Here is a 26,633-nt window from a genome sequence, read left to right as displayed (position 1 = left end):
CCTGCTGCCAGCTGAACGGCGAGAAGTAGGCCGGGCGGCGCTCCAGGCGCTGCCAGCGGGCGATCGGCTCGACCGCCGGGGCGGCGGGCACGGCCGGCTGGGCGGCGGCCCGGGCCATCAGCACGGCGGTCAGGGCGGCGAGCTCGTCATCGGTCAGGCTGCCGCGGACGATGCGGACCAGGGGCTCGGTCATCGGGTGCGCTCCAGGGTGCGAGTGGCTGGGGGAGGGTCAGGGCGCGCCGCGGTCCGCGACGCGGCGGCCCGTCACATCGGGGGGTTGCCGTGCTTGCGGCTGGGCAGGTCGGCGTGCTTGGTGCGGAGCATCGCGAGCGCGGCGGCCAGCACCTCGCGGGTCTCGGACGGGTCGATGACGTCGTCCACCAGGCCGCGCTCCGCGGCGTAGTAGGGGTGCATCAACTCGCTCTTGTACTCCTTGATCTTCTGGGCCCGCATCGCGTCCGGGTCCTCGGCGCCGTTGATGTCGCGGCGGAAGATCACGTTGGCGGCGCCCTCGGCGCCCATCACGGCGATCTCGTTGGTCGGCCAGGCGTAGGTGAGGTCGGCGCCGATGGACTGGGAGTCCATCACGATGTAGGCGCCGCCGTAGGCCTTGCGCAGGATCAGCGAGATCCGGGGCACGGTGGCGTTGCAGTAGGCGTAGAGCAGCTTGGCGCCGTGCCGGATGATGCCGCCGTGCTCCTGGTCCACGCCGGGCAGGAAGCCCGGGACGTCCAGCAGGGTGATCAGCGGGATGTTGAAGGCGTCGCACATCTGGACGAAGCGGGCCGCCTTCTCCGAGGCGTTGATGTCCAGCACGCCGGCCAGCGACTGCGGCTGGTTGGCGATCAGGCCGACCACGTGGCCGTCGATCCGGGCCAGCGCCACGATCACATTGGTCGCCCAGCGCTCGTGGATCTCCAGGTACTCGCCGTGGTCGACGATCTCCTCGATCACCTTGTGCATGTCGTACGGGCGGTTGCCGTCGGCCGGCACCAGGTCGAGCAGTGCCTCGCAGCGGCGGGCGACCGGGTCGTCGGCCGGGGTGGCGGGCGGCATCTCGCGGTTGTTCTGCGGCAGCATCGACAGCAGGTAGCGCACCTCTTCGATGCAGGACTGCTCGTCGTCGTAGGCGAAGTGGGCCACGCCGGAGACGGAGGAGTGCACGTCGGCGCCGCCCAGGCCGTTCTGCGAGATCTTCTCGCCGGTCACCGCCTGCACCACATCGGGGCCGGTGATGAACATCTGGCTGGTCTCGCGGACCATGAAGACGAAGTCGGTCAGCGCGGGGCTGTAGGCCGCGCCACCGGCGCACGGGCCGAGCATCACCGAGATCTGCGGGATCACGCCCGAGGCCTTGGTGTTGCGCTGGAAGATGCCGCCGTAGCCGGCCAGCGCGGTGACACCCTCCTGGATGCGGGCGCCGGCGCCGTCGTTCAGCGAGACCAGCGGGGCGCCGGCGGCGATCGCCTTGTCCATGATCTTGTGGATCTTCTGGGCGTGGGCCTCGCCCAGCGCGCCGCCGAAGATCCGGAAGTCGTGCGCGTAGACGAAGACCGTGCGGCCGTGCACGGTGCCCCAACCGGTGATCACGCCGTCGGTGTAGGGCTTCTTGGCCTCCAGGCCGAAGCCCTGGGCGCGGTGCCGGCGCAGCGGCTCCACCTCGTGGAAGGACCCCTCGTCCAGCAGCAGCTCGATCCGCTCGCGGGCGGTCAGCTTGCCCTTGGCGTGCTGCGCCTCGGTCGCCTTGTCGCTCGGGCCGCGCCGCACCTGGTCGCGCAGCTCCAGCAGCTCCGCCATCCGGCCGCGGGCGTCGGCCGGCTCCCCCGTCGTGCTCTCCTGCACCACCGGCATCTCGAACTCCCAACTCCCGAACGAGTGAGCAGTCGGTGTCGGTCGTGGGCCCCGGCTGCGATTTCGTGCTTCCCCTACGACACTACGAGGCGTGGCCGCCCTGTTTCGGCGTTGATTCCGTACAAGGTCGATGGGCATTACCTGTGGGACCCGTACAGCTGAACGGCTCCGGGGTCGTCCTCGGGGTGGATCGGAGGTGAACGGCGCGGACCGGCCTGAAAGGTGCCCGTCAACTGCAGGGGCGAAGTCTACTCCTCGGAGATTCCCAGCTCAGCGGGGGTATGGCAAGGGCGGGGAGGGTCACGGTCGGGCCCGGGGGCCGGGGTCCCAGGATCCGCCCCCGGGTCCGGGCGGGGCGGGGCACCACGGACCGAAGTCGTAGGGATGCGCCAAAAGCCGCGAAGGGCCGCTGACGTGGGGCGACAGCCGTCTTCGGGCGGGGCTGGGGCCGGAGGGGTGAGCGGGGTGCCCGATACTGCTGCCATGGCATACGACGATCTCCGCTCCTTCCTGCGGGCACTGGAACGCGAAGGCGACCTCAAGCGCATCAAGGTCGAGGTCGACCCCCATCTGGAGATCGGGGAGATCGTCGACCGGGTGCAGAAGGCCAAGGGCCCGGCGCTGCTCTTCGAGAAGGTCAAGGGCGCCTCGATGCCGCTGGCGATGAACGTCTTCGGCACCGAACGCAGGCTGGCCAAGGCGCTCGGCCTGAAGTCCCCCGACGACATCGCCGACAAGATCGCCGGGCTGCTCAGGCCGGAGCTCCCGCACGGCTTCACCGGCGTCCGGGACGCCTTCGGCAAGCTCGCCTCGATGACCCACGTGCCGCCGCGCAAGGTGAAGCCGGGCGAGGCGCCGGTGCAGGAGGTGGTGCTCACCGGCGAGGACGTCGACCTCGACCGGCTGCCGGCGCTGTTCACCTGGCCCAAGGACGGCGGCTCGTTCTTCAACCTGGGCCTGACCCACACCAAGGATCCGGACACCGGGGTGCGCAACCTCGGCCTGTACCGGCTGCAGCGGCACGACAAGCGCACCATCGGCATGCACTGGCAGATCCACAAGGACAGCCGCAACCACGCCGCCGTGGCGGCCAAGCGCGGCGAGAGGCTGCCGGTGGCGATCGCCTTCGGCTGCCCGCCGGTGGTGACCTACGCGGCCACCGCCCCGCTGCCCGGCGACATCGACGAGTACCTGTTCGCGGGCTTCGTGGCCGGCGAGCGGGTCCGGATGGTCGACTGCAAGACGGTGCCGCTGCAGGTGCCGGCCGACGCCGAGGTGGTCCTGGAGGGCTGGCTGGAGCCCGAGCAGCTGCTGCCGGAGGGTCCGTTCGGCGACCACACCGGCTTCTACACGCCGCAGGAGCTCTTCCCCGCGCTCACCATCGACTGCGTCACCATGCGCCGCCGTCCGCTGCTGCAGTCCATCGTGGTCGGCCGGCCGCCGACCGAGGACGGTCCGTTGGGCAAGTTCACCGAGCGGTTCTTCCTGCCGCTGCTCAAGGTGATCGTGCCGGACATCGTGGACTACGACCTGCCGGAGGCCGGCGGATTCCACAACTGCGTGATCGTCTCGATCGACAAGAAGTACCCCAAGCACGCCCAGAAGGTGATGCACGCGATCTGGGGCGCCCACATGATGTCGCTGACCAAGCTGATCATCGTGGTGGACGCCGACTGCGACGTGCACGACTACCAGGAGGTCGCCTGGCGGGCGCTGGGCAACGTCGACTACAGCCGCGACCTCAGCGTGGTCGAGGGGCCGGTGGACCACCTGGACCACGCCTCGTACCAGAAGTTCTGGGGTGGCAAGGCGGGCATCGACGCCACCCGTAAGCTCCCCGAGGAGGGCTACACCCGCGACGGAGGCTGGCCCGAGATGATCACCTCGGACCCGGCCACGGCGGCCCTGGTGACCGAGCGCTGGAAGGAATACGGGCTGTGACGACCGCTGACCTCGTTGAGGCGCCGCCCCCTGGCAAGATCAAGTCCTTCCTCCGGCTGGTGATGATCGAACACTCGATCTTCGCCCTGCCCTTCGCCTACATCGCCTCCTTCACCGCGATGTTCCTGGCCGACAAGCGGATCCACTGGGGCCAGCTGCTGATCGTCACCGTCGCCATGGTGAGCCTGCGCACCTTCGCGATGGCGGCGAACCGGATCATCGACCGCGAGCTGGACGCCCGCAACCCGCGCACGGCGGGGCGCGAGCTGGTCACCGGCGCGGTCTCGCTGCGCACCGCCTACACCGGCTCCGCGGTCGCGCTGCTGGTGTTCCTGGGCGCGGCGGCGCTGCTCAACCCGCTCTGCCTGGTGTTGGCGCCGGTCGCGGTGGTGCCGATGGTGGTCTATCCGTACGGCAAGCGGTTCACCGACTTCCCGCAGGCGATCCTCGGCCTGGCGCAGGCGATGGGCCCGGTCGGCGCCTGGCTGGCGGTCACCGGCAGCTGGTCCTGGGAGGCCGTGGTGCTGGGCCTGGCGGTCGGCGTCTGGATCGGCGGCTTCGACCTGATCTACGCCTGCCAGGACGTGGACGCCGACCGCGCCGAGGGGGTGCGCTCGGTGCCGGCCAGGTTCGGCATCGCCGGCGCCCTGCACGGGGCCCGGGCCTGCCACGCGGTCACCACCGCGCTGCTGCTCTGGTACGCGGTGCTGACCCACGCCGGCCCGGCGTTCTACGTCGGCCTGGTCGTGGTGGTGGCGGCCTTCGTCTACGAGCACTCGATCGTGCGGCCGCACGACATCTCGCGGCTCAACCGGGCCTTCTTCAGCATCAACGGCTTCGTCGGCATCTCGCTGTTCGCCTTCGCCCTGCTGGACCTGCTCCTGCGCGGCCTGCGGTTCGGCTGAGCCGCGCTGCGGCATGCTGGCCGCGGGGACACCGGTCGCAAGACACCGATCGCTAGGAGGAGCTCGTCATGCTGGGCACCCTGCAGTGCGTGGTCCTGGACTGCCACTACCCGCCGGCGCTGGCCCGGTTCTACGCGCTGCTGCTCGGCGGCGAGGTGGACCGGCCGGACCCGCGCTGGCGGCTGGGCGACGACTGGGCCACCCTGCACACCCCGTCCGGCCTGGTGCTGGCCTTCCAGCGGGTGGACGACTACCACCCCCCGCAGTGGCCGGACCCGGTCCACCCGCAGCAGGTGCACCTGGACGTGGAGGTGCCGGACCTCGCCGTGGCGGAGCGGGAGCTGACCGCGCACGGCGCGGCCCTCCTGCAGCGCCAGGACGGCTGGGTGATCTACGCCGACCCGGCCGGGCACCCGTTCTGCCTGCTGCCCGCGCCGCAGCGGTCAACCCGGCAGCCGTAGCCGGTCGCCGACCCGGACCGGGCCCGGCGCGCCGATCTGCGCCACGGCGGGTCGGCCTGTCGGGGCCGCGCAATTAAGGTCCCGCGGACCCTACCGCCCGCTCCGACCATCCGTCAGCCGACTTCGGCCACCGCCCGGACCGGCGCCCCGTCCGCGGCGGCCAGCCGCAGCGGGAAGAGGCTGACGCGGATCGGCTTCTGACGGGCCTGGGCCTCCAGCAGGGCGGTCAGGTCGGTGAGGTTCTCGGCGATCACCCCGCCGCCCTCGGCGCCGAGCAGGATCCGGTGGGCGGCCAGCGCCGGCGGTTCGGCCGGTGCTGCGGCGTCGGGGTCGTGATCGTCCGTCAGGTCGGCCAGCAGCGCGGCCACCGCGGGGTCGCCCGGGCCCGGGTCGGGGGTGGGGTCGACGCTCAGCGCGTCCACGCCGACGGTGCGCACCCCCGCCTCGACGATCGCGGTGGCCGCCCCGGGCGTCAGGTACGGGTGCGCCAGGTAGCGCTCGGTGCCCCAGAACCGGGGCCAGCCGGTGGCCAGCAGCAGGACCGTCCCCGGGGCGCAGCGCTCCAGCGCGGGCGCCAGCCGCTCGGCCGTCACCGCGGTGCGGGCCGGCAGCGCCCGCAGGTCGGCCAGCACGGCGGGGCCGGTGAAGCGCTCCAGCGGCAGCCCGTCCAGGGTGGGCCAGGTGACGTCCACGTGGTAGGGCGCGTCCACATGGGTGCCCGACTGCGAGCCGAGGTGGACGGAGAGCACGTTGACCCCGGCGGTGCCGGTGGTCAGCGCCGGGCGCAGGGACACCACGGGATCGCCCGGGTAGACGGGCATGCCGGTGGTGACCTGATGGGTGAGGTCGTGCAGAACCGGAGCAGTCACGAGGCCATCCTGCCCCCCGGGGGGCCTGGCCGACAGCTCCCGGGCCCGGCAGGAGCCGCCTGCCGGGCCCGAGGCCCTAGGGTGACCGGGTGGCTCACGAAATGGACGAGAAGCACGGCGTTCGGCGGCCCTGGGTGGTCGCGGTCTCCGGGGCTTCCGGCACGCCGTACGCGGCGTCGGTGATCCGGGCGCTGCTGGCGGCCGGGGAGGCGGTCGACCTGGTGGTCAGCCGGGCGGCCCGGCTGACCATCCTGGACGAGACCGGCGTCTCCTTCCGGGACGCGCACTGGCAGACCGACCTGGCGGCCTGGATCGGCGCCGAGGTGGACCTGGGCAACGTCCGCCACTGGGCGGCCGGGGACTTCGCGGCGGGACCGTCCAGCGGCTCCTACCCGGCCAAGGGGATGCTGGTGGTGCCGGCCACCACCGGCGCGGTGGCCGGGATCGCGCTGGGGCTGAGCAAGGACCTGCTGCAGCGGGCCGCGGCGGTGACCCTGAAGGAGCGGCGGCCGCTGGTGGTCTGCGTCAGGGAGACCCCGCTGGACTCGGTGACCCTGCGGCACCTGGTGGAACTGGACGCGGCCGGGGCGGTCGTCCTGCCGGCTTCGCCGGGCTTCTACGCGGGCGGCTCGACCGCCCAGGAGCTGGTGGACTTCGTGGCGGGACGGGTGCTGGACGCGGTCGGCGTGCCGCACCGGCTGTACCGGCGCTGGCAGGGGGAGCTGGGTGCGGCCCGAGCGGCGCGGGGGGCGTAAGAACCGCCCGGCCGGGAGAGTATGTTCTCTGCGATATCTGCTCGGAAGGACGCGGGACGGTACATGGACACGGTGGACAGACAGCTCATCCAGGCGCTCCGCGAGAACGGGCGGGCCTCCTACGCGGAACTGGGCCGTCTGGTGGGCCTGTCCGGGCCGAGCGTCACGGACCGGATCAACCGGCTGGAGCAGGCCGGTGTGATCACCGGCTACCGGGCGACCGTCAATCCGGCCTCGCTCGGCTTCGGCGTGACGGCGCTGATCGGTCTTCAGCTGACCGACGCGGCCGACCACGAGGACGTGGCGCACCGGTTGAAGGACCTCGGCGAGGTGGAGGACTGCTGGTTCATCGCGGGTGACGACTCGTACATGCTCAAGGTGCGGGTGTCCGACGTGGAGGGCCTGGAGTCGGTGGTGAAGCGGCTCTCCGGCACCAAGGGCGTGGCCCGGACCAGGACCACGGTGGTGCTCTCGACCAAGTGGGAGAGCCGGGTCAGCGACCTTCCGCTGGCCGGTGACTGACGACCGGGACGATCGAGGAGGGGGAGCGGGACCGATGGCGCTGGTGGGTGTGGAGGAGCTGCGGGCCGCGCAGCGGCGGATCGCCGGGGTGGCGGTCCGCACCCCGCTGATGCCCTGCCCGTGGGCGGACGAGGGGCCCCGCCGGCTCTGGCTGAAGCCGGAGAACCTCCAGCCCACCGGAGCCTTCAAGATCCGCGGTGCCCACAACCGGCTGGCCGCGCTGAGCGAGCGGGAACGGGCCCGCGGGGTGGTCGCCCAGTCCAGCGGCAACCACGCCCAGGCGGTCGCCTACGCGGCCCGGCAGCTGGGGATCAAGGCCGTGATCGTGATGCCGGACACCTCCCCGGCGGTCAAGGTCGAGAACACCCGCTCGTACGGCGCCGAGGTGGTCATGGTGTCGCCCGAGGAGCGGGAGGTCGTCCCGGCCGAGCTGAGCGAGCGCCACGGCTACGTCTGGGTCCCGCCGTTCGACGACCCGTACGTCATCGCGGGGCAGGGCACGGTCGGTCTGGAGATCGGCGAGGACGCCCCCGACGAGCTGGACACCGTGCTGGTGCCGGTCTCCGGCGGCGGGTTGATCAGCGGTGTCGCGGCGGCGATCAAGCTGACCACCCCGGGGGTGCGGGTGATCGGGGTGGAGCCGGAGCTGGCCGCCGACGCCCGGGCCAGCCTGCGGGCCGGCACCCGGACGCCCTGGCCGGTCGCCGACACCTACCGGACCATCGCCGACGGGCTGCGCAACCCGTGCGTCGGGGTGCTGCCGTTCGAGCACCTGCAGGCCTACGTGGACGACATCGTGACGGTGAGCGAGCGGGAGATCCGGCAGACCGTGGCGGTGCTGGCCAGGCGCGGCCGACTGGTCGCCGAGCCCTCCGGCGCGGTGGCGACGGCCGCCTACCTGCACCGCGCCGACGAGCTGGGCGGCCGGGTGTTCGCGGCCGTGGTCAGCGGCGGCAACGTCGAACCAGAGCTGCTGTCCGAGCTGCTGGCGGCATAGGCGTAGTCTCGTGTCCGGACTTCGAACGGGTTGGACACAGGAGGCGGGGCACCGCATGGACGCAGGGCTGAAGCGCGAGCTGGAGGCGAAGGTCTACGCGGGCGAGCGCCTGACCCGCGAGGACGGCATCGCGCTCTACGAGAGCGACGACCTGGCCTGGTTGGGCGGCCTGGCCCACCACGTGCGGACGAAGAAGAACGGCGACGTCGTCCACTTCAACGTCAACCGCCACCTCAACATGACCAATGTCTGCGCCGCCTCCTGCGCCTACTGCTCGTTCCAGCGCAAGCCGGGCGAGAAGGACGCCTACACGATGCGGATCGAGGAGGCGGTGCGGCTCGCCAAGACGATGGAGAGCGAGTCGCTGACCGAGCTGCACATCGTCAACGGCCTGCACCCGACGCTGCCCTGGCGCTACTACCCGCGCAGCCTGCGGGAGCTGAAGGCGGCGCTGCCGAACGTCTCGCTGAAGGCGTTCACCGCCACCGAGATCCACTGGTTCGAGAAGATCAGCGGGCTGAGTGCCAGTGAGATCCTGGACGAGCTGATCGACGCCGGCCTGGAGTCGCTGACCGGCGGCGGCGCGGAGATCTTCGACTGGGAGGTGCGCCGGCACATCGTCGACCACGAGACCCACTGGGAGGACTGGTCGCGGATCCACCGGCTGGCGCACGGCAAGGGCCTGAAGACCCCGTGCACCATGCTCTACGGGCACATCGAGGAGCCCCGGCACCGGGTGGACCACGTGCTGCGGCTGCGCGAGCTGCAGGACGAGACCGGCGGTTTCCAGGTCTTCATCCCGCTGCGCTACCAGCACGACTTCCACGACTCCAAGGACGGCGTGGTCCGCAACCGGCTGATGGAGCGCACCGAGATGGCCACCGGCGCCGAGGCGCTGAAGACCTTCGCGGTCTCCCGGCTGCTCTTCGACAACGTGCCGCACGTCAAGGTGTTCTGGGTGATGCACGGCGTCACCACCGCGCAGCTGGCGCTCAGCCACGGCGCGGACGACATGGACGGCTCGGTGGTCGAGTACAAGATCACGCACGACGCGGACAACTTCGGCACCCCGAACAAGCTGGGCCGTGACGACCTGCTGGAGCTGATCCGGGACGCCGGTTTCCGGCCGGTCGAGCGCAACACCCGCTACGAGATCATCCGGGAGTACGAGGGCCCGGATCTCGGCCGCCGTGACGTGCCGCAGGCGATGCGCCTCTGAGACGCAGCCCCGCCGGCCTGCCCCGCCCCTCTTCCACCCGGATGTGAGGACCCCTCACGAGGATCAGGAGCGGGGCCGGGTTTACCGATCGGTTATCTGTTTGGCAGGATTCCGGTATGTCCGGATCCCATCGTGCCGCCGGCCGCCGCCGAACCAATGCCCCCTCGGGGGCCGACCGAGCGGGCGCGGCCCCCGGGCCGCGGGTGCGGGCCGGGGGGCGGCGGCGCAAGCCGAAGCGCCGCGGCCGGGCCCTGCCGGGCACCGTGGTGGTGCTGGCCGCGGCCGCCGCGGCCTGGTTCGCCCTGGGGCCGGGCGGCGCGTTCGCCGCCCACGGCCGTTCGACGGCGCTGCCGCAGGCCGCGCCCGTGCAGCCGGGACCGGGGCGGTCGGCGGCCGGGCCGACCGCGGCCCCCTCGTCCGACCCGCACACCGAAGCCCCGGCGGCGGACCGCTCGGACCGCTCGGACGGCACCTTCGCGGCCATCCCCGGCCTCGGACCGACCTTCGCCGCCAGGATCCCGGCCGACGCCGGCCAGGTGGTGCTGGCCTCCGGCGCCGACCGGAACTCCTCGACCACCACCGTGACGCTGTGGAGCCGCACCCCGGACAACCGCTGGCGTCCGGGTGCCAGCTGGCCGGCCCACAACGGCGAGCAGGGCTGGAGCGCCGACAAGCACAACGGCGACCTGCGCAGCCCGATCGGCGTCTTCACGCTCAGTGACGCGGGCGGCCTCAAGCCCGACCCGGGCAGCAAGTTGCCCTACCACCAGGACCGCGGGTTCGTGGCCAGTGGCACCGGCTTCAACGGCGAGTCACTGGCCGGCGCGTTCGACTACGTGGTGGCGATCGACTACAACCGGGTCACCGGCAGCTCCCCGCTGGACACGCGGGAGCCGCAGGGTACCGCCAAGGGCGGCGGTGTCTGGCTGCACGTCGACCACGGCGGCCCGACGCACGCCTGCGTCTCGCTCACCGAGGACCACATGGCGGAGCTGGTGCGCACCCTGGATCCGGCCGCCCACCCGGTCATCGTGATGGGAGACACGGCCTCGCTCGCGACCTGAGGGTCCGGCCGGCCCAGGCGCGGCAAGGGGTGTTGTCCGTCCTCTACAGCGCAGCCCACCGGAACTTGTCACTTGAGCTGACCGGTTGACGCGCGAGTAACCGGGTTGAGTGGATTCATGACCGGTTCCCGCATCGTCGCGCTTGGCCACTACCAGCCTCCCGCGGTCGTCACCAACGACGACCTGGCCGCGGTGCTGGACACCGACGACGAGTGGATCCGCAGCCGGGTCGGGATCCGCCGCCGGCACATCGCCCGGGACGAGTCCCTGGTGGACCTGGCCACCGAGGCCGCCCAGAAGGCGCTGGCCGCGAGCGGGCTGGCGCCCGCCGAGATCGACCTGGTCGTGGTCGCCACCTGCACCGCCCTGGAGCGCAGCCCCAACACCGCTTGCGCGGTCGCGGCCCGGCTCGGCATCAGCACCCCGGCCGCCTACGACATCAACACGGTCTGCTCGGGCTTCTCCTACGCGCTGGCCACCGCCGACCACGCGATCCGGGCCGGCGCGGCCGGCCGGGCCCTGGTGATCGGCGCCGAGAAGATGAGCGACACCCTCGACTGGACGGACCGCTCGACGGCGGTGATCTTCGCCGACGGCGCGGGCGCCGCGGTGGTCGAGGCCCAGCCGGAGGGCGCGGAGCCGGGCATCGGGCCGGTGCTGTGGGGCTCGGAGCCGGAGAAGGGCGACGCGGTGACCATCACCGGCTGGCAGCCGGTGATCGCCCAGCAGGGTCAGGCGGTGTTCCGGTGGGCCACCACCAGGATCGCGCCGCTTGCCCGGCAGGCGTGCGAGCGGGCCGGGATCGAGCCGAGCGAGCTCAAGGGCTTCGTGGCGCACCAGGCCAATCTGCGGATCATCGACGCGATCGCCGGCAAGCTGGGGCTGACCGGTGCGGTGATCGCCCGCGACGTGGTCGACTCCGGCAACACCTCGGCGGCCTCGATCCCGCTGGCGTTCAGCAAGCTGGTGGAGCGCGGCGAGCTGACCACCGGCGACCCGGTGCTGCTCTTCGGCTTCGGCGGCGGGCTGGCCTACGCCGGCCAGGTGGTGCGCTGCCCCTGACCAGGGGCGGGGTGCGGACGACGCGACGGCGGTGCGTGGCCCTGCCCGGGCCGCGCACCGCCGTCGTCTGCCTGCGCGCTGCGGTACGTCGGCGAACCTCCCCCGAGGACACGGCCGCCGCCCGACGTTCCACCGGACAGGAGGCCGGGGCCACGCGCGAGCAAGGTGTTCAGTTGGTACTGCTCGATTCCGTATCGATGGTGGGCCGGACTACCGGGGCACCTTCTTGCCGGTGATGCCCAGGTAGACCAGCGGGGCGAGAGTGGGCTTGAGGTCCTTGACCTTGACGCCCCAGGAGGTGAAGGCCTTCTGGTGCTCGGCCGCCGAAGCGAGCAGTGAGATCAGGGACCCGGCCACGGCCGCGGCGTCCTGCGCCTTGTCGGCCTGGCCCTTGGCCTGGAGTTCCTTGATGGCATCCGCGAGCGGCTTGGCGACCGAGTTGAGGACGGTCATGCGGATCTTGAAGAACCGCTTGTCCCCTTCAGCGGCACCGAGCGTGACCACTCGCAGAATGGCATCGTTCTTGCGCCAGAAGGCGAGGAATCCGTCCACCAGTTCTTCGGAGGTGGTGGCGCCGGACTTTCCCGCCCAGGACTTTCCATCGATGAGCTCTTTGAGCTCGACGCTGTCCTTGGCCATTTCCTCGGCGATCTCGAGGACGGCGCCCTCGACATCCGGGAAGTACTGGTAGAAGGTCGCGGGGGAGGTACCCGCCATACGGGCGACGTCGATGACCTTGACGTCCCGGTAGGGCGACGTGCTGAGCATCTCGCGGAGGCAGTCGAGCAGCTTCTGCCGCGTCTCCTGTCCGCGTCGCCCGGCGACGCGACCGTCGACGGTGCGAACTTGTCCTGTCATGCCGTCAGCTTACCGCGCACCGATCATGGCGCGATTCGGTGATGCGACTATTAGTCCGCCCGGGGGTGGTTATCGGGTGGGAGATAGCGATATTCGAAGCCCCCCCGTGTGCTGATGGCGGCACAGAGTGACGGCGTGTGGGCTGAAGGGGACTCGGGTTGCTCTCAGTAGCGTGACCCATGAATGCGGTGACGCCGGAAAGCCCGTCAGAACGGTCCGGAAGTCATCGAGCTGACGAGGTGGCCGGAACAGGACGGCGGCACCCGACACGGTGGGGCCCCGGCGGCGGGGGGAGATTGGCTCAGACGGCGGGCGCATTGGAGAATCGGTTCCGGCCCCCCGCTGGGGGCACCTCCCGGCCGAAGGCCGGGTGGGGGTGGCGCGCGGACGGGGAGGTGGTAGCCGAGTGGACCAGCTGACGGCGCAGGATCCGAGACGGATCGGGCCCTTCGAGGTGCTCGGGCGGCTCGGCGCCGGCGGGATGGGGCTGGTGTACCTGGCACGGTCCGCCTCCGGCCGCCGAGTGGCGATCAAGACGGTGCGCGGGGAACTGGCCGAGGACGAGCTCTTCCGGGTCCGGTTCGCCCGTGAGATCGCGGCGGCCAAGACGGTCGGCGGCTTCTACACCGCGGCCGTGGTCGACGCCGACGCGGACGCCCGGGTGCCCTGGCTCGCCACCGCCTACGTGCCGGCCCCCTCGCTGGAGGACCTGGTCGAGGAGTGCGGGCCGCTGCCGGTCGACGCGGTGCGCTGGCTGGTGGCCGGCATAGCGGAGGCGCTGCAGTCCATCCACGCCGCCGGCCTGGTGCACCGAGACCTCAAGCCGTCCAATGTGCTGGTGGTGGAGGACGGCCCGCGGGTGATCGACTTCGGGATCGCCGCCGGCGTCTCGACCAGTCGCCTGACGATGACCAACGTGGCGGTCGGCACGCCCGCCTACATGTCGCCGGAGCAGGCCAAGGACAGCCGCAGCGTGACCGGCGCCAGCGACGTGTTCTCGCTCGGCTCGCTGCTGGTCTTCTGCGCCACCGGGCATCCGCCGTTCCGCGGTGGCAACCCGGTGGAGACCGTCTTCAAGCTGCTGCGCGAGGAGCCCGACCTGACCGGCCTGCCGGCCGAGCTGGCCGACCTGGTGCAGGCATGCATGCGTCCGGCCCCCGAGCACCGCCCGACGCCCGCGCAGATCCAGGCCGAGCTCGCGCCGCACCTGTTCTCCCGGGACGGCGCGGGCGAGGAGGGCGGCGACTGGCTGCCGAACGCCGCACTGGAGCTGATCGAACGTCGGCGCGGCCGACGGCCCGCCGCGGCCGCCCGGCCCGCCGCCCAGCCGCCGGCGCGGCCCGAGCCGGCGCGGGTGCCGGCCCCCGAGGCCCCGCTGCCCCCGGTGCCGAGCGTCCCGCCGCTGGTGCCGGCGCCCTACCTGGCCAACACCCCGCCGAACGGGGCGCACGCCGGGGCGCCGGCGGCCGAGAGCCCGTGGGGGGCTCCGGCGCAGCCGTCCCGGGCGCAGACGCTGGACCCGCGGACCGGCGCGCACGGCACGGTCGGCGCGGACGGCGAACCGGTCACCGCCAAGCTGGGCGCCCGGCGGCACCGGCGCGACCCGGTGCAGGAGGTCCAGCTGTCCGGCGGTCCGGTACGGATAGGACCCGGCCCGCAGGCGCACACCGACGCCGGGCAGGCCGGTGCCGCGATCGGCACCGACTGGATCCGCCGGGCACCGGGGGCGACCGACGGCTCCTCGGCGCCGGCCGCACCCGCACCGGAGTCGGCCGGCGGGCGCTGGCGGCCCTGGCGGTTCCGGATGTCCAACGACGTCTGGGGCACCCCGCTGGTGGCCGGCGGCATCCTGTTCATCTCCAGCTTCGAGGTGCACGCGCTGGACATCGCCACCGGCCGGCGCCGCTACAAGACCCGCGACGTGGCCTGGGCGGTCGCGGTGGACGCGGGCCGGCTGCACGCGGCCGACGGCCCGCACCTCTACACGGTGGACGTGGCCGACGGCACCGAGCGCTGGCGGACCTCGCTGGACGGCTGGGTCTACTCGCTGGACGCCGCCGACGGCGTGCTGCTCTGCGGGCTGCGCGGCGGCGGGGTGCAGGCGCGCTCCAGTGCCAACGGCGCCGAGCTGTGGCGGGCCGAGGACGCGCAGCAGGACTACGAGAACCCGCAGTCCGGCCCCGCGCTGGTCGGCGGCGCGGCCTACTACTACGGCGGCGGCCGGCTGCGCTGCACGGACGCCCGGGGCGGGCTGCTCCGCTGGACCTTCCGGGTCGGCGAGGACGTGCCGTCGCGCCCCGCGGTGCGCGGCGGCCAGGTGCTGGTGACCGCCGGCAGCGCGGTGTACGCGCTGGACGCGGCCAGCGGGGCGCAGCGCTGGCGGTTCGACGCCCCGGTGGTGCTGTTCACCCCGCCGGTGCTGGACGACGGCCCGTCGCCCGCCGTCTACGTCGCCGACTACCTGGGCACCCTCTACGCGCTGGACGCGGCGACCGGCCGGGTGCGCTGGCAGGCGCGCACGGCCAGCCGGCAGGGCGCGGAGCCGGTGGTGCTGGCCGGGCGGACCGCGCTGATCGCCAGCGGGGACACCCTCTACGCCTTCGACACCGCGGACGGGCGGGAACTGTGGCGCTACTCGGCGCGGGGCGAGGTGGTCGGCGCCCCGGCGGTGGCCGACGGCCTGGTGCACCTGGGCAGCCGGGACCACTCGCTGCACACCGTGGACCTGGCGACCGGCCGGCTGCGCTGGGAGCTGGGGACCAAGGGCGAGCTGACGGGGTCTCCGGTGGCCGCGCTCGGCCGGGTCTTCGTGAGCAGCAAGGACCGCTGCGTCTACGCACTGGACGCGGTCTACGGCACGGCCGTCCCGGAGCCGCGGTAAGGCCGTTCGGGGCGGCACCCGGCCGACCGGTCGGCGTGCCCTGCCAAGGATCCGGACATACCGGTGAAATGCTGACAAAGCCCGGCTCTGGTCGGGCCAGCACGCCGTATGCACGGAACCGGAGGCAGTCCAGGTGCAGCCCACGAAGGATCCCACCCGCCCGAGTCCGTCCGGCCCCCGTCCCACCGGCCCCAGGACCGCGCTGCCCGCGGCCGTGCTGGCCCTCGGCGCGGTGCTGGTGCTCGGCGGCTGCACCAGTTCCAGCAAGTCCTCGTCCTCCACCGCCAGCACCCCCACGAGCGGCTCCTCGCCGGCCCCCACCGCCAGCAACCAGCTGCAGGACGACTACGAGCGGGTGATCGCCCAGGTGCTGCCCTCGGTGGTGCAGATCACCACCGCCTCCGGGCTGGGCTCCGGGATCATCTACGACGGCAAGGGCGACATCGTCACCAACGCCCACGTGGTGGGCAGCGCCACCAGCTTCCAGGTGAGCCTGGTCAACAGCACCAGCCTGCTGAACGCCACCCTGGTGGGCAGCTACCCCGACGACGACCTCGCGGTGATCAAGCTCAGCAGCCCGCCGGGCGGACTGCGGCCCGCCGTCTTCGGGGACAGCGGCAAGGTCCAGGTCGGCCAGATCACCCTCGCCATGGGCAGCCCGCTGGGCCTGTCCAGCAGCGTCACCCAGGGCATCGTCTCCGGGACCGGACGGACCGTCACCGAGCCCAAGACCTCCGACTCGCCCGGCGCGACCATCGGCAACATGGTGCAGACCTCGGCCGCGATCAACCCCGGCAACAGCGGTGGCGCCCTGGTGAACCTGTCCAGCCAGGTGATCGGCATCAACACGCTGGCCGCGGTGGACCAGCAGCTGAACGGCAGCGCGGCCCCCGGTATCGGCTTCGCGATCCCCAGCGCCACCATCACCAGCATCGCCAACCAGCTGATCCAGAACGGCAAGGTGACCAACTCCGGCCGGGCCGCCCTGGGCATCAGCGCCCGCACCTACTACGGCAACGACTTCAAGCCGGCCGGCGTGCTGGTGGTGGCCGCCGCCTCGGGCGGCCCGGCCGCCAACGCCGGCATGCAGCCCGGCGACGTGATCACCAAGGTCGGCGACACCCAGATCACCGAGCTGAGCGACCTCACCACCGCACTGGCCTCGCTGTCGCCGGGCGCCAACGTCAGCGTCACCTACATCCGCAACGGCCAGACGATGACCGCCAACGTCACCCTGGGGACGCTCGGAGCCTGAGCCCCCGTCGGAGCAGGTCCGGCGGCGGACCGCGCAAGGGCAGCCGCCGGACCGTCGTCGCGGGACACCGCCGCTGGGGGAGCGTCAGCGGACGGCGCGGCCCGCCCGGGTGTGCCAGGGCAGCTCCACGGTCACCGTGGTGGGGCCGCCCGCCGGGCTCTCCACGACGAAGACCCCGTCGACCGAGCCGACCCGCTCGGCCAGCCCGGCCAGCCCGCCGCCCGGGCGCGGGTCGGCCCCGCCCCGGCCGTCATCGGTGACCTGGACCATCAGCCGGTCCGCCGAGCGCCACACGTCCACCGCGGCGTGCCGGGCGCCGGCGTGCTTGGAGGTGTTGGTCAGCAGCTCGCTGACGGTGAAGTAGGCGATCCCCTCCACCGCCGAGTCCGGGCGCTCGGGAGTGCCGTCCGGGCCGGCCAGCTCCACGTTGACCCGCACCCCGCCGGGCACCGTGCAGCGGGCCGCCACCGAGGAGAGCGCCGCGTCCAGGCCGCGGTCGGTGAGCACCGCCGGGTGGATGCCGCGGGCCAGGTCGCGCAGCTCCTGCAGGGCCAGCTTCACCTCGCCGTGCGCGGCGTCGACCATCCGCGCGGCCGAGACCTGCTCCGGCGACAGCTCGCTGTCCAGCAGCTTCTCCTTGGCCAGGCCCAGGTCCATGGCCAGCGCCACCAGGCGGGCCTGGGCGCCGTCGTGCAGGTCGCGCTCGATCCGGCGCAGGTCGGCGGCGGCGGTGTCGACCACGGCGCCGCGGTCCTCCTCCAGCTCGCGCACCCGTGCCGTGAGCTCGCTCGGCGCCAGCAGCAGCTCCACCAGCACCCGGTGCGCCACCGCCAGGTACCGCACCGCGAACGGCAGCAGCGGGAAGCACGCCACCAGCAGCACCAGGGTGACCGCGAAGCTGATGATCCCCCAGGGCAGCATCAGCACGCAGTAGAGCGCCGAGCGCCAGCTCAGGCCGTCGGCGAGGGAGGCGGTCACCCGACCCGCGGCGCCCGGGCGGGACGGCCGAACCGGCTCCGGCTCCTCGACCCGGGCGCCGAGCGCGACCCGGGCCCGGCTCCGGGCCCGGCCGCCGAGCCGGCGGCAGCCGCGCAGGCCGGCGGCCAGGACCGGCAGCCCGATGAAGGTGACGCTCAGCCCGGCGCCCACCGCGAAGGTGGTCACCGTGAACACGAAGGCGGCGATGCCGAACGGCAGCCCGAGCAGGTGGTGGCGGGCCTCGCGCCACATCTGCGCGCCGTAGAGCGGTCTGGCCATCGTCTGCCGTCCATTCGTTCGTACCGGTGGGACAGCCAAGCTTGACGGGTGGCGGCCGCCTCGCGCACGGGGGTCGGCGCCCGGAGATCCCGGGGGTTAACCCCACCGGGGCGCACCCGGCCGGGCCCGGTGATCGTCTTGCGGATCGTCTCGCAGGTCGGGCAGGGTGCCGGGGGACCATGGCAGTGGTCATAGACTCACGCCATACCGAAGGTTGTGAATCAGCTGAAAACCGCTGGAGGCGAACGCATGGAGGGGCCAGGGGCCGCGGCCCTCGCGGCCGACCCCACGATGGGGAGCGGGTACTTCGACGCCTACGCGGCGATCGGCCTGCTCGCGGTGGTCGGGGTGCTCTTCGTGGCGGTCGCGTTCAGCGCCAACCGGCTGCTGCGCCCGGTGATCTACTCGCCGGAGAAGCTGCTCACCTACGAGTGCGGGGTGGACCCGGTCGGTGAGGGCTGGGCGCACACCCAGATCCGGTACTACATCTATGCCTTCCTCTATGTGATCTTCGCGGTGGACGCGATCTACCTGTTCCCGTGGGCGACGGTGTTCGCCGCCGCGGGCTACGGCGCGGGGACGCTGGTCGAGATGTTCGTCTTCCTCGGCTTCCTCGCGGTGGGGCTGCTCTACGCCTGGAAGAAGGGCGTTCTGGAATGGACGTGACCCACAGCCACAGCCACAGCCACAGCCACGGCTCGGCGGGCGGTCCGGTGCCGCTCGGGCTGCCGGACCCGGGCCGGCCCGGTCCCGGTGCGCTGGAGCAGCGCCGGCTCGGCCCGCTGGCCCGGCTCGCCCCGGACCCGGTCAAGGTGGTGCTGAACTGGGGGCGCCGTTACAGCCTCTGGTGCTTCAACTTCGGCCTGGCCTGCTGCGCGATCGAGTTCATCGCCGCTTCGATGGCCAAGCACGACTTCATCCGGATGGGCGTGATCCCGTTCGCCCCCGGCCCCCGGCAGGCCGATCTCATGATCGTCTCGGGAACCGTGACGGACAAGATGGCGCCCGCCGTCAAGCGGCTCTACGAGCAGATGCCGGAGCCCAAGTACGTCATCTCGTTCGGCGCCTGCTCCAACTCGGGCGGGCCGTACTGGGACTCCTACTCGGTCACCAAGGGCGTGGACCAGATCATCCCGGTCGACGTCTACGTGCCCGGCTGCCCGCCGCGGCCCGAGGCACTGCTGCAGGGCATCCTCAAACTGCAGGAGAAGATCGCCGAGGAATCGCTGCCGGAGCGGTACACCGGGCCCAGCACCGGTGCGCTGCGCCGCCCGCTGCTGCCCGGCCCCGGGGGTGCGCAGTGACCGCCGCACTGGAACCGGAGCGGACCGCCGCCGCCATCGGACCGTGGGCGACCGCCGCCGCGGCCTACGAGCTGCTCACCGTGGACGTGCCGGCCGAGCACTGGATCGAGGCCCTGACCGCGGCCCGGGACGGGCTGGGGCTGGCCTTCTTCGACTGGCTGAGCGCGGTGGACGAGCTGGCCGAGGGCTTCTCGGTCAGCGCCCACCTGGCCGCCGTGGGCGAGCCCGGGGCGGTGCGGCACCTGCTGCTGCGCACCCGGGTGCCGCGCGACGGGGCCGTGCTGCCGACCGCCGTCGGGGTCTTCGCCGGTGCCGCCTGGCACGAGCGCGAGACCACCGAGATGTTCGGCATCGAGTTCACCGGGCATCCGCACCCGGCGCCGCTGCTGCTGCCGGAGGGCTTCGAGGGCCATCCGCTGCGCAAGGAGTTCGTGCTGGCGGCCCGCGTCGCCAAGGCCTGGCCGGGCGCCAAGGAGCCCGGCGAGAGCGATCACGGCGACGGGCCGGCGCGGCGCAAGATGCAGCCGGTCGGGGTGCCCGACCCGAACGAGTGGGGTCCGCTGAAGGGCACCCTGCCGCCGGTCGCCGAGCGCCCGGCGCGGGCCGCCCGCGGCCCGCGCGCGGCGGCGGGGGCTGCGGCCGGCGCCGAGGGGACCCGGCCGGTGCGGGCCGACCGGCCGCGCCGCAACCGCAGCATCACCGAGGGCTCGGCCAGCCAGACCGCTGCCCCTGCTGCCCAGCCCACCGAGCCGGCCGAGGCGCCCAGGACCGAGGCGCCCAGGACCGAGGCGCCCAGGGTGGCCCGGACGCAGAGCGCGGACGCCCCGTGGCACTCGCCGGTGCCCGCCTACGACGAGCCGTCGACCTCGGCCGAGGCCGAAAAGTCGGCTGAGCCGACTTCTGGTGCGCCGACTGCCGAGCCCGGGCAGTCGGCCGAGCCGTCGACCTCGGCCGAGGCCGAAAAGTCGGCTGAGCCGACTTCTGGCGCGCCGACCGCGGAGCCCGGGCAGTCGGCCGAGCCGTCGGCCTCGGCCGAGGCCGAAAAGTCGGCTGAGTCGACTTCTGGTGCACCGGCCGCCGAGCCCGGGAAGTCGACCCCGTCGACTTCCGGCTCCCCAGCAGCCGGCACCCCGGCCGAACCCCAGCCCCCCGCCCCCGAGGACCCGCAGAACGGAGACAGCGCGTGAACCTGCTCGACACGCTGCTGCGCTGCGTCGCGGTGCTGGTGGTCTTCCTCGTGCTCCCGCTGGTGATCGGCCAGACCGAGCACAAGGTGATGGCCCACATGCAGGGCCGGCTCGGCCCGATGTACGCGGGCGGCTTCCACGGCTGGGCCCAGCTGGTGGCCGACGGCGTGAAGTTCGCGCAGAAGGAGGACGTGGTCCCGGCCGGCGCCGACCGCCGCGTCTTCCAGCTCGCCCCCGCGGTCGCGCTGCTGCCCTACCTGGTGGTGCTGCTGGCCGTCCCGGTCGGCCCGCACGGCCTGGTCGGCCAGGCGGTGGACGCCGGCATCTTCTTCGTGCTCGCCGTGATGGGCATCGGCGTGCTCGGCTCGCTGATGGCCGGCTGGGCCTCGGCCAACAAGTTCTCGCTGCTCGGCGGTCTGCGCACGGCCGCCCAGCTGATGTCGTACGAGCTGCCGATGCTGCTGGCCGCCGCCTCGGTGGCGATGGCCGCCGGCACCGCGTCGCTGACCGGCATCATGGACGCCTTCCACTGGTGGTGGGTGCCGTGGCAGGCGATCGGCGCCTTCGTCTTCTTCACCGCGGGCCTCGCCGAGCTGCAGCGCCCGCCGTTCGACATGCCGGTGGCCGATTCCGAGATCATCTTCGGCGCGTACACCGAGTACACCGGAATCCGGTTCGCGTTCTTCCTGCTCTCCGAGTACGGCGGCATCCTGGTGCTCTGCGCGCTCACCTCGGTGCTCTTCCTGGGCGGTTGGCACGGCCCGCTGCCGGACAGCCTCGGCTGGCTGTGGACCCTGCTGAAGATCTTCGCGCTCGCCTTCGTGGTGATCTGGGCCCGGGTCACCTTCCCGCGGCTGCGCGAGGACCAGCTGATGCGCTTCGCCTGGACCGTGCTGATCCCGCTCGCGCTCCTCCAGCTCGCCCTGACCGGCGTCATCAAGGTGGCGATCTCCCAGTGAACCTCCCCGGCTCCGGCCTGGCCAAGGGCCTCGCCGTCACCCTGCGCACGATGACCCGCAAGTCCGTCACCGCCCAGTACCCGGACGCCCAGCCGCTGCTGCCGCCGCGCAGCCGCGGGGTGATCGGGCTGTTGGAGGAGAACTGCACGGTCTGCATGCTCTGCGCCCGGGAGTGCCCCGACTGGTGCATCTACATCGACTCGCACAAGGAGACCCTCCCCGCGGCCGACCCGAACGCCCGGGCCCGGACCCGCAACGTGCTGGACCGGTTCGCCATCGACTTCTCGCTCTGCATGTACTGCGGGATCTGCATCGAGGTCTGCCCGTTCGACGCGCTCTTCTGGTCCCCGGAGTTCGAGTACGCCGAGACCGACATCCTGGAGCTGACCCACGAGCGCGACAAGCTGCGCGAGTGGATGTGGACCGTGCCGCCCCCGCCGGCCCACGACCCCGGCGCCGAGGACCCGAAGGAGATCGCCACCGCCCGCAAGGCGGCCGAGAAGGCGGCCGCCGCGGCCGGTGATGCCTCATGACGTCGTCGCTGCTGCTCGCCGCCGGCTCGCTGGCCCCCGCCAGCCGGGGTTTCCTCTCCCCGACCGGGGTGGAGATCGTCTTCGTGCTGGTCGGCCTCGCCGTGCTGGGCGCCGCCCTGCTCACCGTCACCACCAAGCAGCTGGTGCACGCCGCGCTCTGGCTGGTGGTCGCGCTGGGCGGCCTGGCGGTGGAGTTCCTGCTGCTCACCGCCGAGTTCGTGGCCTGGGTGCAGGTGCTGATCTACCTGGGCTCGGTGGTCGTGCTGGTGCTCTTCGGGCTGATGCTCACCAAGGCGCCCATCGGCCGCTCGCCGGACGCCGACTCGGGAAACCGCTGGGTCGCGCTCGGGGTCGCCCTCGCCACGGCGGCCACCCTGGTGACCCTGGTGGTGGACGCCTTCCGCACCTCCTGGATCGACCTCGGCAGCGGCGGCGGCTCGACCGCCGCCGTCGGCGCCAGCCTGTTCCGCTACTGGGTGCTGCCCTTCGAGGCGCTCTCGGTGCTGCTGCTGGCCGCGCTGGTCGGCGCCGTCGTGATCTCCCGCAACGGCAAGGGCGGCACCGCGGCGCCCCGGGCCGGCAAGCTGCGCACGCCGCGGCCCGCGACCCGGCCCGCGACCCGGCCCTCGACCCGGCCCTCGACCCGGCAGGAGCGCTGATCGCCGATGCACCTCGCCTACCCCGTCGTCCTCGCCGCGCTGCTGTTCAGCATCGGCGTCTACGGTGTGCTGGCCCGGCGCAACAGCGTGCTGGTGCTGATGTCGGTCGAGCTGATGCTCAACGCCGTCAACCTGAACCTGGTCGCCTTCGACGCCTGGCTGCGCGACTCGCTGCACGCCGGGCAGGCGCTCACCCTGTTCACCATCACGCTGGCGGCCGCCGAGATCGGTCTGGGCCTGGCCATCGTGCTGCTGGTCTTCCGCACCCGCGGCACCGCCGACGTGGACCGCGTCACCGCCCTGGGCGACCGCGCCGCCGAGATCCCGGCCCAGGCCGGACCCGCACCTGACGCCGTGTCGAAGGGCCAGGCTCTGTGAACGTCGCCGTCCCCGCGCTCGTCCCGGCGCTGCCCGCGCTCGGTGCTGCCGCGATCTTCGCCACCGGCCGCCGGGCGCCCGGCTGGACCCGTCCGCTGGCGATCCTGCCGGTGCTCGCCGCCGCCGCGCTGGCGCTCACCGCCGCGCTGCAGCTGGGCACCGGCCGGACCCTGAACGCCACCACCCTGCTCACCCCGACCGGCGGCCCGGACATCTACCTGTCCCTGCACCTGGACGGCTACACCTCGCTGATCAGCGTGCTGGTCGGCCTGGTCGCGACCTGCGTGCAGATCTACTCCACCGCCTACCTCAAGGCCGACCCGCGCTACCCGTCCTACGCGGCGCTGGTCTCGCTGTTCACCGCCGCGATGTTCCTGGTGGTCTACTCCGGCGACCTGGTGGTGCTGCTGGTCGGCTGGGAGGTCATGGGCATCTGCTCGTACTTCCTGATCGGCCACCACTGGGAGACCGCGGACGCCCGGGCCGCCTCGCTCAAGGCCTTCCTGGTCACCAAGCTGGGCGACGTGCCGTTCCTGTTCGGCATCTTCGTACTGGCCGGCGACGCCCACACGTTCCAGATCTCCGGAGTGCTGGCCGCCGCCGCCCACGGGCAGCTGCACCACCCCACCCTGATCGCGCTGCTGCTGCTCGCCGGCGTGGCCGGCAAGAGCGCGCAGTTCCCGCTGCACACCTGGCTCCCCGACGCGATGGCCGGCCCCACCCCGGTCTCCGCGCTGATCCACGCGGCCACCATGGTCGCGGCCGGCATCTACCTGGTGTCCCGGCTGCTGCCGGTCTTCCTGCTCTCCGGCGCCGCCCTGGTGGTGCTGGCGGTGCTGGCCGCCGTCACCATGATCGGCTCGGCGCTGTGCGCGCTGGCCCAGGACGACATCAAGCGGGTGCTCGCCTACTCCACCGTCGGCCAGCTCGGCTACATGGCCGGTGCGCTGGCCTGCGGCGACCGCGAGGCGGCCGTCTTCCACCTGGTCAGCCACGGCGCCTTCAAGGCCCTGCTGTTCCTGTCGGCCGGCGTGCTGATCCACGCCGCCCACACCAACTCGCTGACCGCGATGGCCCGGATCCCCGGGCTGCGCGGCCGGGTGCCGGACGCCCGCTGGACCCTCGGCATCGGCCTGGTCGCGCTGGTCGGCCTGCCGCCGTTCTCCGGCTTCTTCAGCAAGGACGCGGTCTTCACCGCCGCCGAGCACGCCGCCGACGGGAACGCGCTGACCAACGGCGTCGGCCCGGCGAGCGCGGTGCCGCAGGCCGCCGGCTGGATCGTGCTGATCGCCGCCGGGCTGACCGCGGTGCTCACCGCCGCCTACGCCACCCGGCTGTGGCTGCTGGCCTTCCCGGCCAAGGCGGGCCAGGTGGCCGTCCCCAACGGCGGCCCCGAGGCCGGCGCCCCCTACTCGCCCGAGCTCGACGAGGTGACCCCGGGACACGCCGAGCCCGCCGCGATGCGCTGGCCGCTCTGGGTGCTGGCGATCCCGACCATCGGCTTCGGCGTGACCGGGCTGAACCCCGACTGGCTGCCCAAGCTGCTGGACGGCGGTTCGCTGCGGCCCTCGCCCGCCACCGCGGTGGTCGGCACCGGCCTGGCCGTCGCCGGAGTGCTGATCTGCTGGGCCGCGTGGCGCGGTGCCACCGCCCGTGTCCGGGCCGCCGCCGCGACCGCGGTGCCCGACCCGGGCCGGGCGCTGCTCGGCCCGCTGTACCGTGCCGCGCAGCACGGCTTCTTCGTGGACCGGCTGTACACCCTGCTCTTCGTCCGTCCGACGGTGGCCGCCGCCGAGCTGGTGAAGTTCCTGGACCGCGAGGTGGTCGAGGGCTACGTGCAGGGCTCGGGCGGCGCGGCGAAGCTGCTCGGCTGGGCGGTGCGGCGCAGCCAGACCGGCAACGCCCAGACCTACCTGAGCGCACTGCTGGCCGGTGTGGTGCTGATCGCGGTCTTCGTGGCGGTCGGCCGATGAGCGAGCGGCGGGGGCACGCCCCCGGCCTCCGGCCGGGAGGGGGCCCGACCCGGCCGGAAGCCGGGGGAGAGCGAATCATCGACAGGCGCGCCCGGGCGAACGCCCCTGCCGAGCCCTGCGAGGCCGGCGCATGACCGGGCCGCAGCCGTTCCACCGTCCGTCCCTCGCCCTCGGGAGTCCCCGATGACCGCGCTCCTGATCGCGCTCCTGCTGCTGCCGCTGCTGGGGGCCGCCGCCACGCTCGCCCCGGCCGCCGCCTTCGGCCCGGACGAGGAGACCAGGGAGCGCCGCGCGCTCGGCTTCAACGCGCTGGTCACCGGCCTGGTGCTGGCCCTCGCGGCAGCACTGGCGGCCGGCTTCGACCACCGGCAACCGGGCCGGATGCAGGCCGTCGTCGACGTCCGCTGGATCCCGGCGCTCGGAGTGCGGTTCCACCTCGGGGTGGACGGCGTCTCGCTGCCGCTGGTGGTGCTCACCGCGCTGCTGACCTTCCTGTGCGCGGTGTACTCGCTCAAGCGGCGGCCGACCGCCGAGGGCACCCCCTCGGCGCGCGCCTTCACCGGGATCTTCCTGCTGCTCGAGGTCGGCATGCTGGCCACCTTCGTGGTGCTGGACCTGCTGCTGTTCTTCCTGGCGTTCGAGATCGTGCTGGTCCCGATGTACTTCCTGATCGCGCGCTGGGGGAGCGGCGCCAAGGTGCCCGCGGCCAACCGGTTCATCCTCTACACACTGCTCGGCTCCGCGGTGATGCTGCTCGGCTTCCTGCTGGTCGGGCTGAAGGCCGGCACCTTCGACATGACGGCGCTGGCCGCCGCGCACGGTCACGGCCTGTCGCACTCCACCCAGGTGCTGGCGGCGCTGGCGATCGGCCTCGGCCTGGCCGTCAAGGCGCCCGCCTGGCCGCTGCACAGCTGGCTGCCGGACGCGCACACCTCGGCGCCCACGGTCGGCTCGGTGCTGCTGGCCGGCGTGCTGCTGAAGATGGGCACCTACGGCCTGGTCCGGGTGCTGCTCCCGATCGTGCCGGACGGCACCGCGGCCTTCGCCCCGTACCTGGGGGCGCTGGCGGCCGTCGGCATCGTCTACGGCTCGCTGGCCTGCCTGGCGCTGGCCCGTCCGGGGCGCCGGGGCGACCTCAAGCGGCTGATCGCCTACTCCTCGGTGGGCCACATGGGCTTCGTGCTGCTGGGCATCGCCTCGCTCACCCCGGTGGGCGTCAACGGCGCGCTGTTCGCCAACATCGCCCACGGCCTGATCACCGGCCTGCTCTTCTTCGTGGTCGGCTCGCTGAAGGACCGGTACCGGACGTCCGACCTGGACACCCTCTCGGGTGGGACGGGCGCCGCGCTCTACGGCCGGGCGCCCCGGCTGGGTGCGCTGCTGGCCTTCGCCGCGGTGGCCAGCCTGGGCCTGCCGGGCCTGGCCGGCTTCTGGGGCGAGCTGCTGGCGATGTTCGGCGCCTTCCAGCCCGCCGCCGGCCTCTCCCGCTCCGCCTTCCTCACCTACATGGTGCTGGCCGGCCTCGGCACCCTGCTGACCGCCGCCTACCTGCTGCAGGTGGTGCGCCGGGTCTGCATGGGCGACCCGGCGCAGCCGGCCGTCGCCGAGCCCGCCGAACTGCGCGGCTACGAGGCGGTCAGCTGGACCCCGCTGGCCGCGCTCACCGTGGTGGCCGGGCTCTGGCCGGCGCTGCTGCTCACCCTCTCCGACCCGGTGGTCAAGCGGCTGCTGGGGGTGGGCTGA

General features: G+C 73.0%; 25 protein-coding genes. 20 read left to right on the top strand and 5 right to left on the bottom strand.

The window, feature by feature from the left end:
- On the bottom strand, positions 1 to 193 hold a 193-nt coding region (locus tag LN042_RS27580; RefSeq protein ID WP_230054097.1), incomplete at its 3' end, for an acyl-CoA carboxylase subunit epsilon.
- 71 nt (positions 194 to 264) lie between these two features.
- Positions 265 to 1,851, bottom strand: a complete 1,587-nt coding sequence (locus LN042_RS27575; protein ID WP_230054096.1) for an acyl-CoA carboxylase subunit beta — start codon at positions 1,849 to 1,851, stop codon at positions 265 to 267.
- Positions 1,852 to 2,334: 483 nt separating this feature from the next.
- Between LN042_RS27575 and LN042_RS27570 the strand changes: the two genes are divergently transcribed.
- The 3 genes from LN042_RS27570 to LN042_RS27560 all read left to right on the top strand — a co-directional run bounded on the left by LN042_RS27570 (position 2,335) and on the right by LN042_RS27560 (position 5,158).
- Positions 2,335 to 3,792, top strand: a complete 1,458-nt coding sequence (locus tag LN042_RS27570; RefSeq protein WP_230054095.1) for a menaquinone biosynthesis decarboxylase — start codon at positions 2,335 to 2,337, stop codon at positions 3,790 to 3,792.
- Entirely contained in the window at positions 3,789 to 4,697 is a 909-nt protein-coding gene (mqnP, locus tag LN042_RS27565; protein ID WP_230054094.1) for a menaquinone biosynthesis prenyltransferase MqnP, read from the top strand. Before LN042_RS27570 ends, mqnP begins: the two co-directional genes overlap by 4 nt.
- Before the next feature lie 68 nt (positions 4,698 to 4,765).
- The gene (locus tag LN042_RS27560) at positions 4,766 to 5,158 is read left to right on the top strand and encodes a VOC family protein (protein ID WP_230054093.1); all 393 of its coding nucleotides are present in this window, start codon (positions 4,766 to 4,768) and stop codon (positions 5,156 to 5,158) included.
- Positions 5,159 to 5,271: 113 nt separating this feature from the next.
- Here LN042_RS27560 and LN042_RS27555 read toward each other — a convergent pair whose 3' ends face one another.
- Positions 5,272 to 6,027, bottom strand: a complete 756-nt coding sequence (locus LN042_RS27555) for a cyclase family protein (protein ID WP_230054092.1) — start codon at positions 6,025 to 6,027, stop codon at positions 5,272 to 5,274.
- Positions 6,028 to 6,128: 101 nt separating this feature from the next.
- On the opposite strand from LN042_RS27555, the gene LN042_RS27550 reads away from it, so the two are divergent.
- The 6 genes from LN042_RS27550 to LN042_RS27525 all read left to right on the top strand — a co-directional run bounded on the left by LN042_RS27550 (position 6,129) and on the right by LN042_RS27525 (position 11,646).
- A complete protein-coding gene (locus LN042_RS27550) occupies positions 6,129 to 6,782 on the top strand; it encodes a UbiX family flavin prenyltransferase (RefSeq protein ID WP_230054103.1) in 654 nt (217 codons plus the stop codon).
- A gap of 63 nt (positions 6,783 to 6,845) precedes the next feature.
- Positions 6,846 to 7,304: an Lrp/AsnC family transcriptional regulator gene (locus LN042_RS27545; RefSeq protein ID WP_101381324.1), complete on the top strand. Its 459-nt coding sequence runs from the start codon at positions 6,846 to 6,848 to the stop codon at positions 7,302 to 7,304.
- 34 nt (positions 7,305 to 7,338) lie between these two features.
- Positions 7,339 to 8,301: a threonine ammonia-lyase gene (locus tag LN042_RS27540; protein ID WP_230054091.1), complete on the top strand. Its 963-nt coding sequence runs from the start codon at positions 7,339 to 7,341 to the stop codon at positions 8,299 to 8,301.
- Between the two features lie 55 nt (positions 8,302 to 8,356).
- Positions 8,357 to 9,520, top strand: a complete 1,164-nt coding sequence (gene mqnE / locus LN042_RS27535) for an aminofutalosine synthase MqnE (RefSeq protein ID WP_230054090.1) — start codon at positions 8,357 to 8,359, stop codon at positions 9,518 to 9,520.
- Between the two features lie 116 nt (positions 9,521 to 9,636).
- Positions 9,637 to 10,584, top strand: coding sequence for a L,D-transpeptidase family protein (locus LN042_RS27530; protein ID WP_230054089.1), 948 nt, complete (start codon positions 9,637 to 9,639; stop codon positions 10,582 to 10,584).
- Between the two features lie 117 nt (positions 10,585 to 10,701).
- Positions 10,702 to 11,646, top strand: a complete 945-nt coding sequence (locus LN042_RS27525) for a beta-ketoacyl-ACP synthase III (RefSeq protein WP_230054088.1) — start codon at positions 10,702 to 10,704, stop codon at positions 11,644 to 11,646.
- 210 nt (positions 11,647 to 11,856) lie between these two features.
- On the opposite strand, the gene LN042_RS27520 is transcribed toward LN042_RS27525, so the two are convergent.
- Positions 11,857 to 12,504: a TetR family transcriptional regulator gene (locus tag LN042_RS27520; RefSeq protein ID WP_230054087.1), complete on the bottom strand. Its 648-nt coding sequence runs from the start codon at positions 12,502 to 12,504 to the stop codon at positions 11,857 to 11,859.
- A 406-nt stretch (positions 12,505 to 12,910) separates the two neighbouring features.
- On the opposite strand from LN042_RS27520, the gene LN042_RS27515 reads away from it, so the two are divergent.
- Positions 12,911 to 15,385, top strand: coding sequence for an outer membrane protein assembly factor BamB family protein (locus LN042_RS27515; RefSeq protein ID WP_230054086.1), 2,475 nt, complete (start codon positions 12,911 to 12,913; stop codon positions 15,383 to 15,385).
- A 202-nt stretch (positions 15,386 to 15,587) separates the two neighbouring features.
- Complete coding sequence (locus LN042_RS27510) at positions 15,588 to 16,640, top strand: S1C family serine protease (RefSeq protein WP_230054102.1); 1,053 nt, start codon at positions 15,588 to 15,590, stop codon at positions 16,638 to 16,640.
- Positions 16,641 to 16,724: 84 nt separating this feature from the next.
- Here the strand turns inward: LN042_RS27510 and LN042_RS27505 are convergent, their stop codons facing one another.
- On the bottom strand, positions 16,725 to 17,897 hold the full coding sequence (locus tag LN042_RS27505; RefSeq protein ID WP_372495830.1) for a sensor histidine kinase: 1,173 nt from the start codon (positions 17,895 to 17,897) through the stop codon (positions 16,725 to 16,727).
- Between the two features lie 249 nt (positions 17,898 to 18,146).
- On the opposite strand from LN042_RS27505, the gene LN042_RS27500 reads away from it, so the two are divergent.
- The 9 genes from LN042_RS27500 (at position 18,147) to LN042_RS27460 (ending at position 26,633) form a co-directional block, all read left to right on the top strand.
- Positions 18,147 to 18,563 carry an NADH-quinone oxidoreductase subunit A gene (locus LN042_RS27500; RefSeq protein ID WP_230054085.1) on the top strand — a complete coding sequence of 139 codons (417 nt, stop codon included), beginning with the start codon at positions 18,147 to 18,149 and terminating at the stop codon, positions 18,561 to 18,563.
- A complete protein-coding gene (locus LN042_RS27495; protein WP_230054084.1) occupies positions 18,554 to 19,201 on the top strand; it encodes an NADH-quinone oxidoreductase subunit B in 648 nt (215 codons plus the stop codon). The genes LN042_RS27500 and LN042_RS27495 overlap by 10 nt, the downstream gene beginning before the upstream one ends.
- Positions 19,198 to 20,388 carry an NADH-quinone oxidoreductase subunit C gene (locus LN042_RS27490; protein WP_230054083.1) on the top strand — a complete coding sequence of 397 codons (1,191 nt, stop codon included), beginning with the start codon at positions 19,198 to 19,200 and terminating at the stop codon, positions 20,386 to 20,388. Before LN042_RS27495 ends, LN042_RS27490 begins: the two co-directional genes overlap by 4 nt.
- A gap of 2 nt (positions 20,389 to 20,390) precedes the next feature.
- A complete protein-coding gene (locus LN042_RS27485; protein ID WP_230054100.1) occupies positions 20,391 to 21,347 on the top strand; it encodes a complex I subunit 1/NuoH family protein in 957 nt (318 codons plus the stop codon).
- Positions 21,348 to 21,397: 50 nt separating this feature from the next.
- Entirely contained in the window at positions 21,398 to 21,880 is a 483-nt protein-coding gene (locus tag LN042_RS27480) for a 4Fe-4S binding protein (protein WP_230054099.1), read from the top strand.
- Complete coding sequence (locus tag LN042_RS27475; RefSeq protein ID WP_230054082.1) at positions 21,877 to 22,539, top strand: NADH-quinone oxidoreductase subunit J family protein; 663 nt, start codon at positions 21,877 to 21,879, stop codon at positions 22,537 to 22,539. The genes LN042_RS27480 and LN042_RS27475 overlap by 4 nt, the downstream gene beginning before the upstream one ends.
- Positions 22,540 to 22,545: 6 nt before the next feature.
- Positions 22,546 to 22,917, top strand: coding sequence for an NADH-quinone oxidoreductase subunit NuoK (gene nuoK / locus LN042_RS27470; protein ID WP_230054081.1), 372 nt, complete (start codon positions 22,546 to 22,548; stop codon positions 22,915 to 22,917).
- A complete protein-coding gene (locus tag LN042_RS27465) occupies positions 22,914 to 24,890 on the top strand; it encodes an NADH-quinone oxidoreductase subunit 5 family protein (RefSeq protein ID WP_230054080.1) in 1,977 nt (658 codons plus the stop codon). The genes nuoK and LN042_RS27465 overlap by 4 nt, the downstream gene beginning before the upstream one ends.
- A 183-nt stretch (positions 24,891 to 25,073) precedes the next feature.
- Entirely contained in the window at positions 25,074 to 26,633 is a 1,560-nt protein-coding gene (locus LN042_RS27460; protein ID WP_230054079.1) for a complex I subunit 4 family protein, read from the top strand.

It is taken from the genome of Kitasatospora humi (assembly GCF_020907985.1).
Taxonomy (GTDB): domain Bacteria; phylum Actinomycetota; class Actinomycetes; order Streptomycetales; family Streptomycetaceae; genus Kitasatospora; species Kitasatospora humi.
Note: the sequence above shows the minus strand (reverse complement) of the source record. Positions and strands in the feature narration are given on the sequence as shown.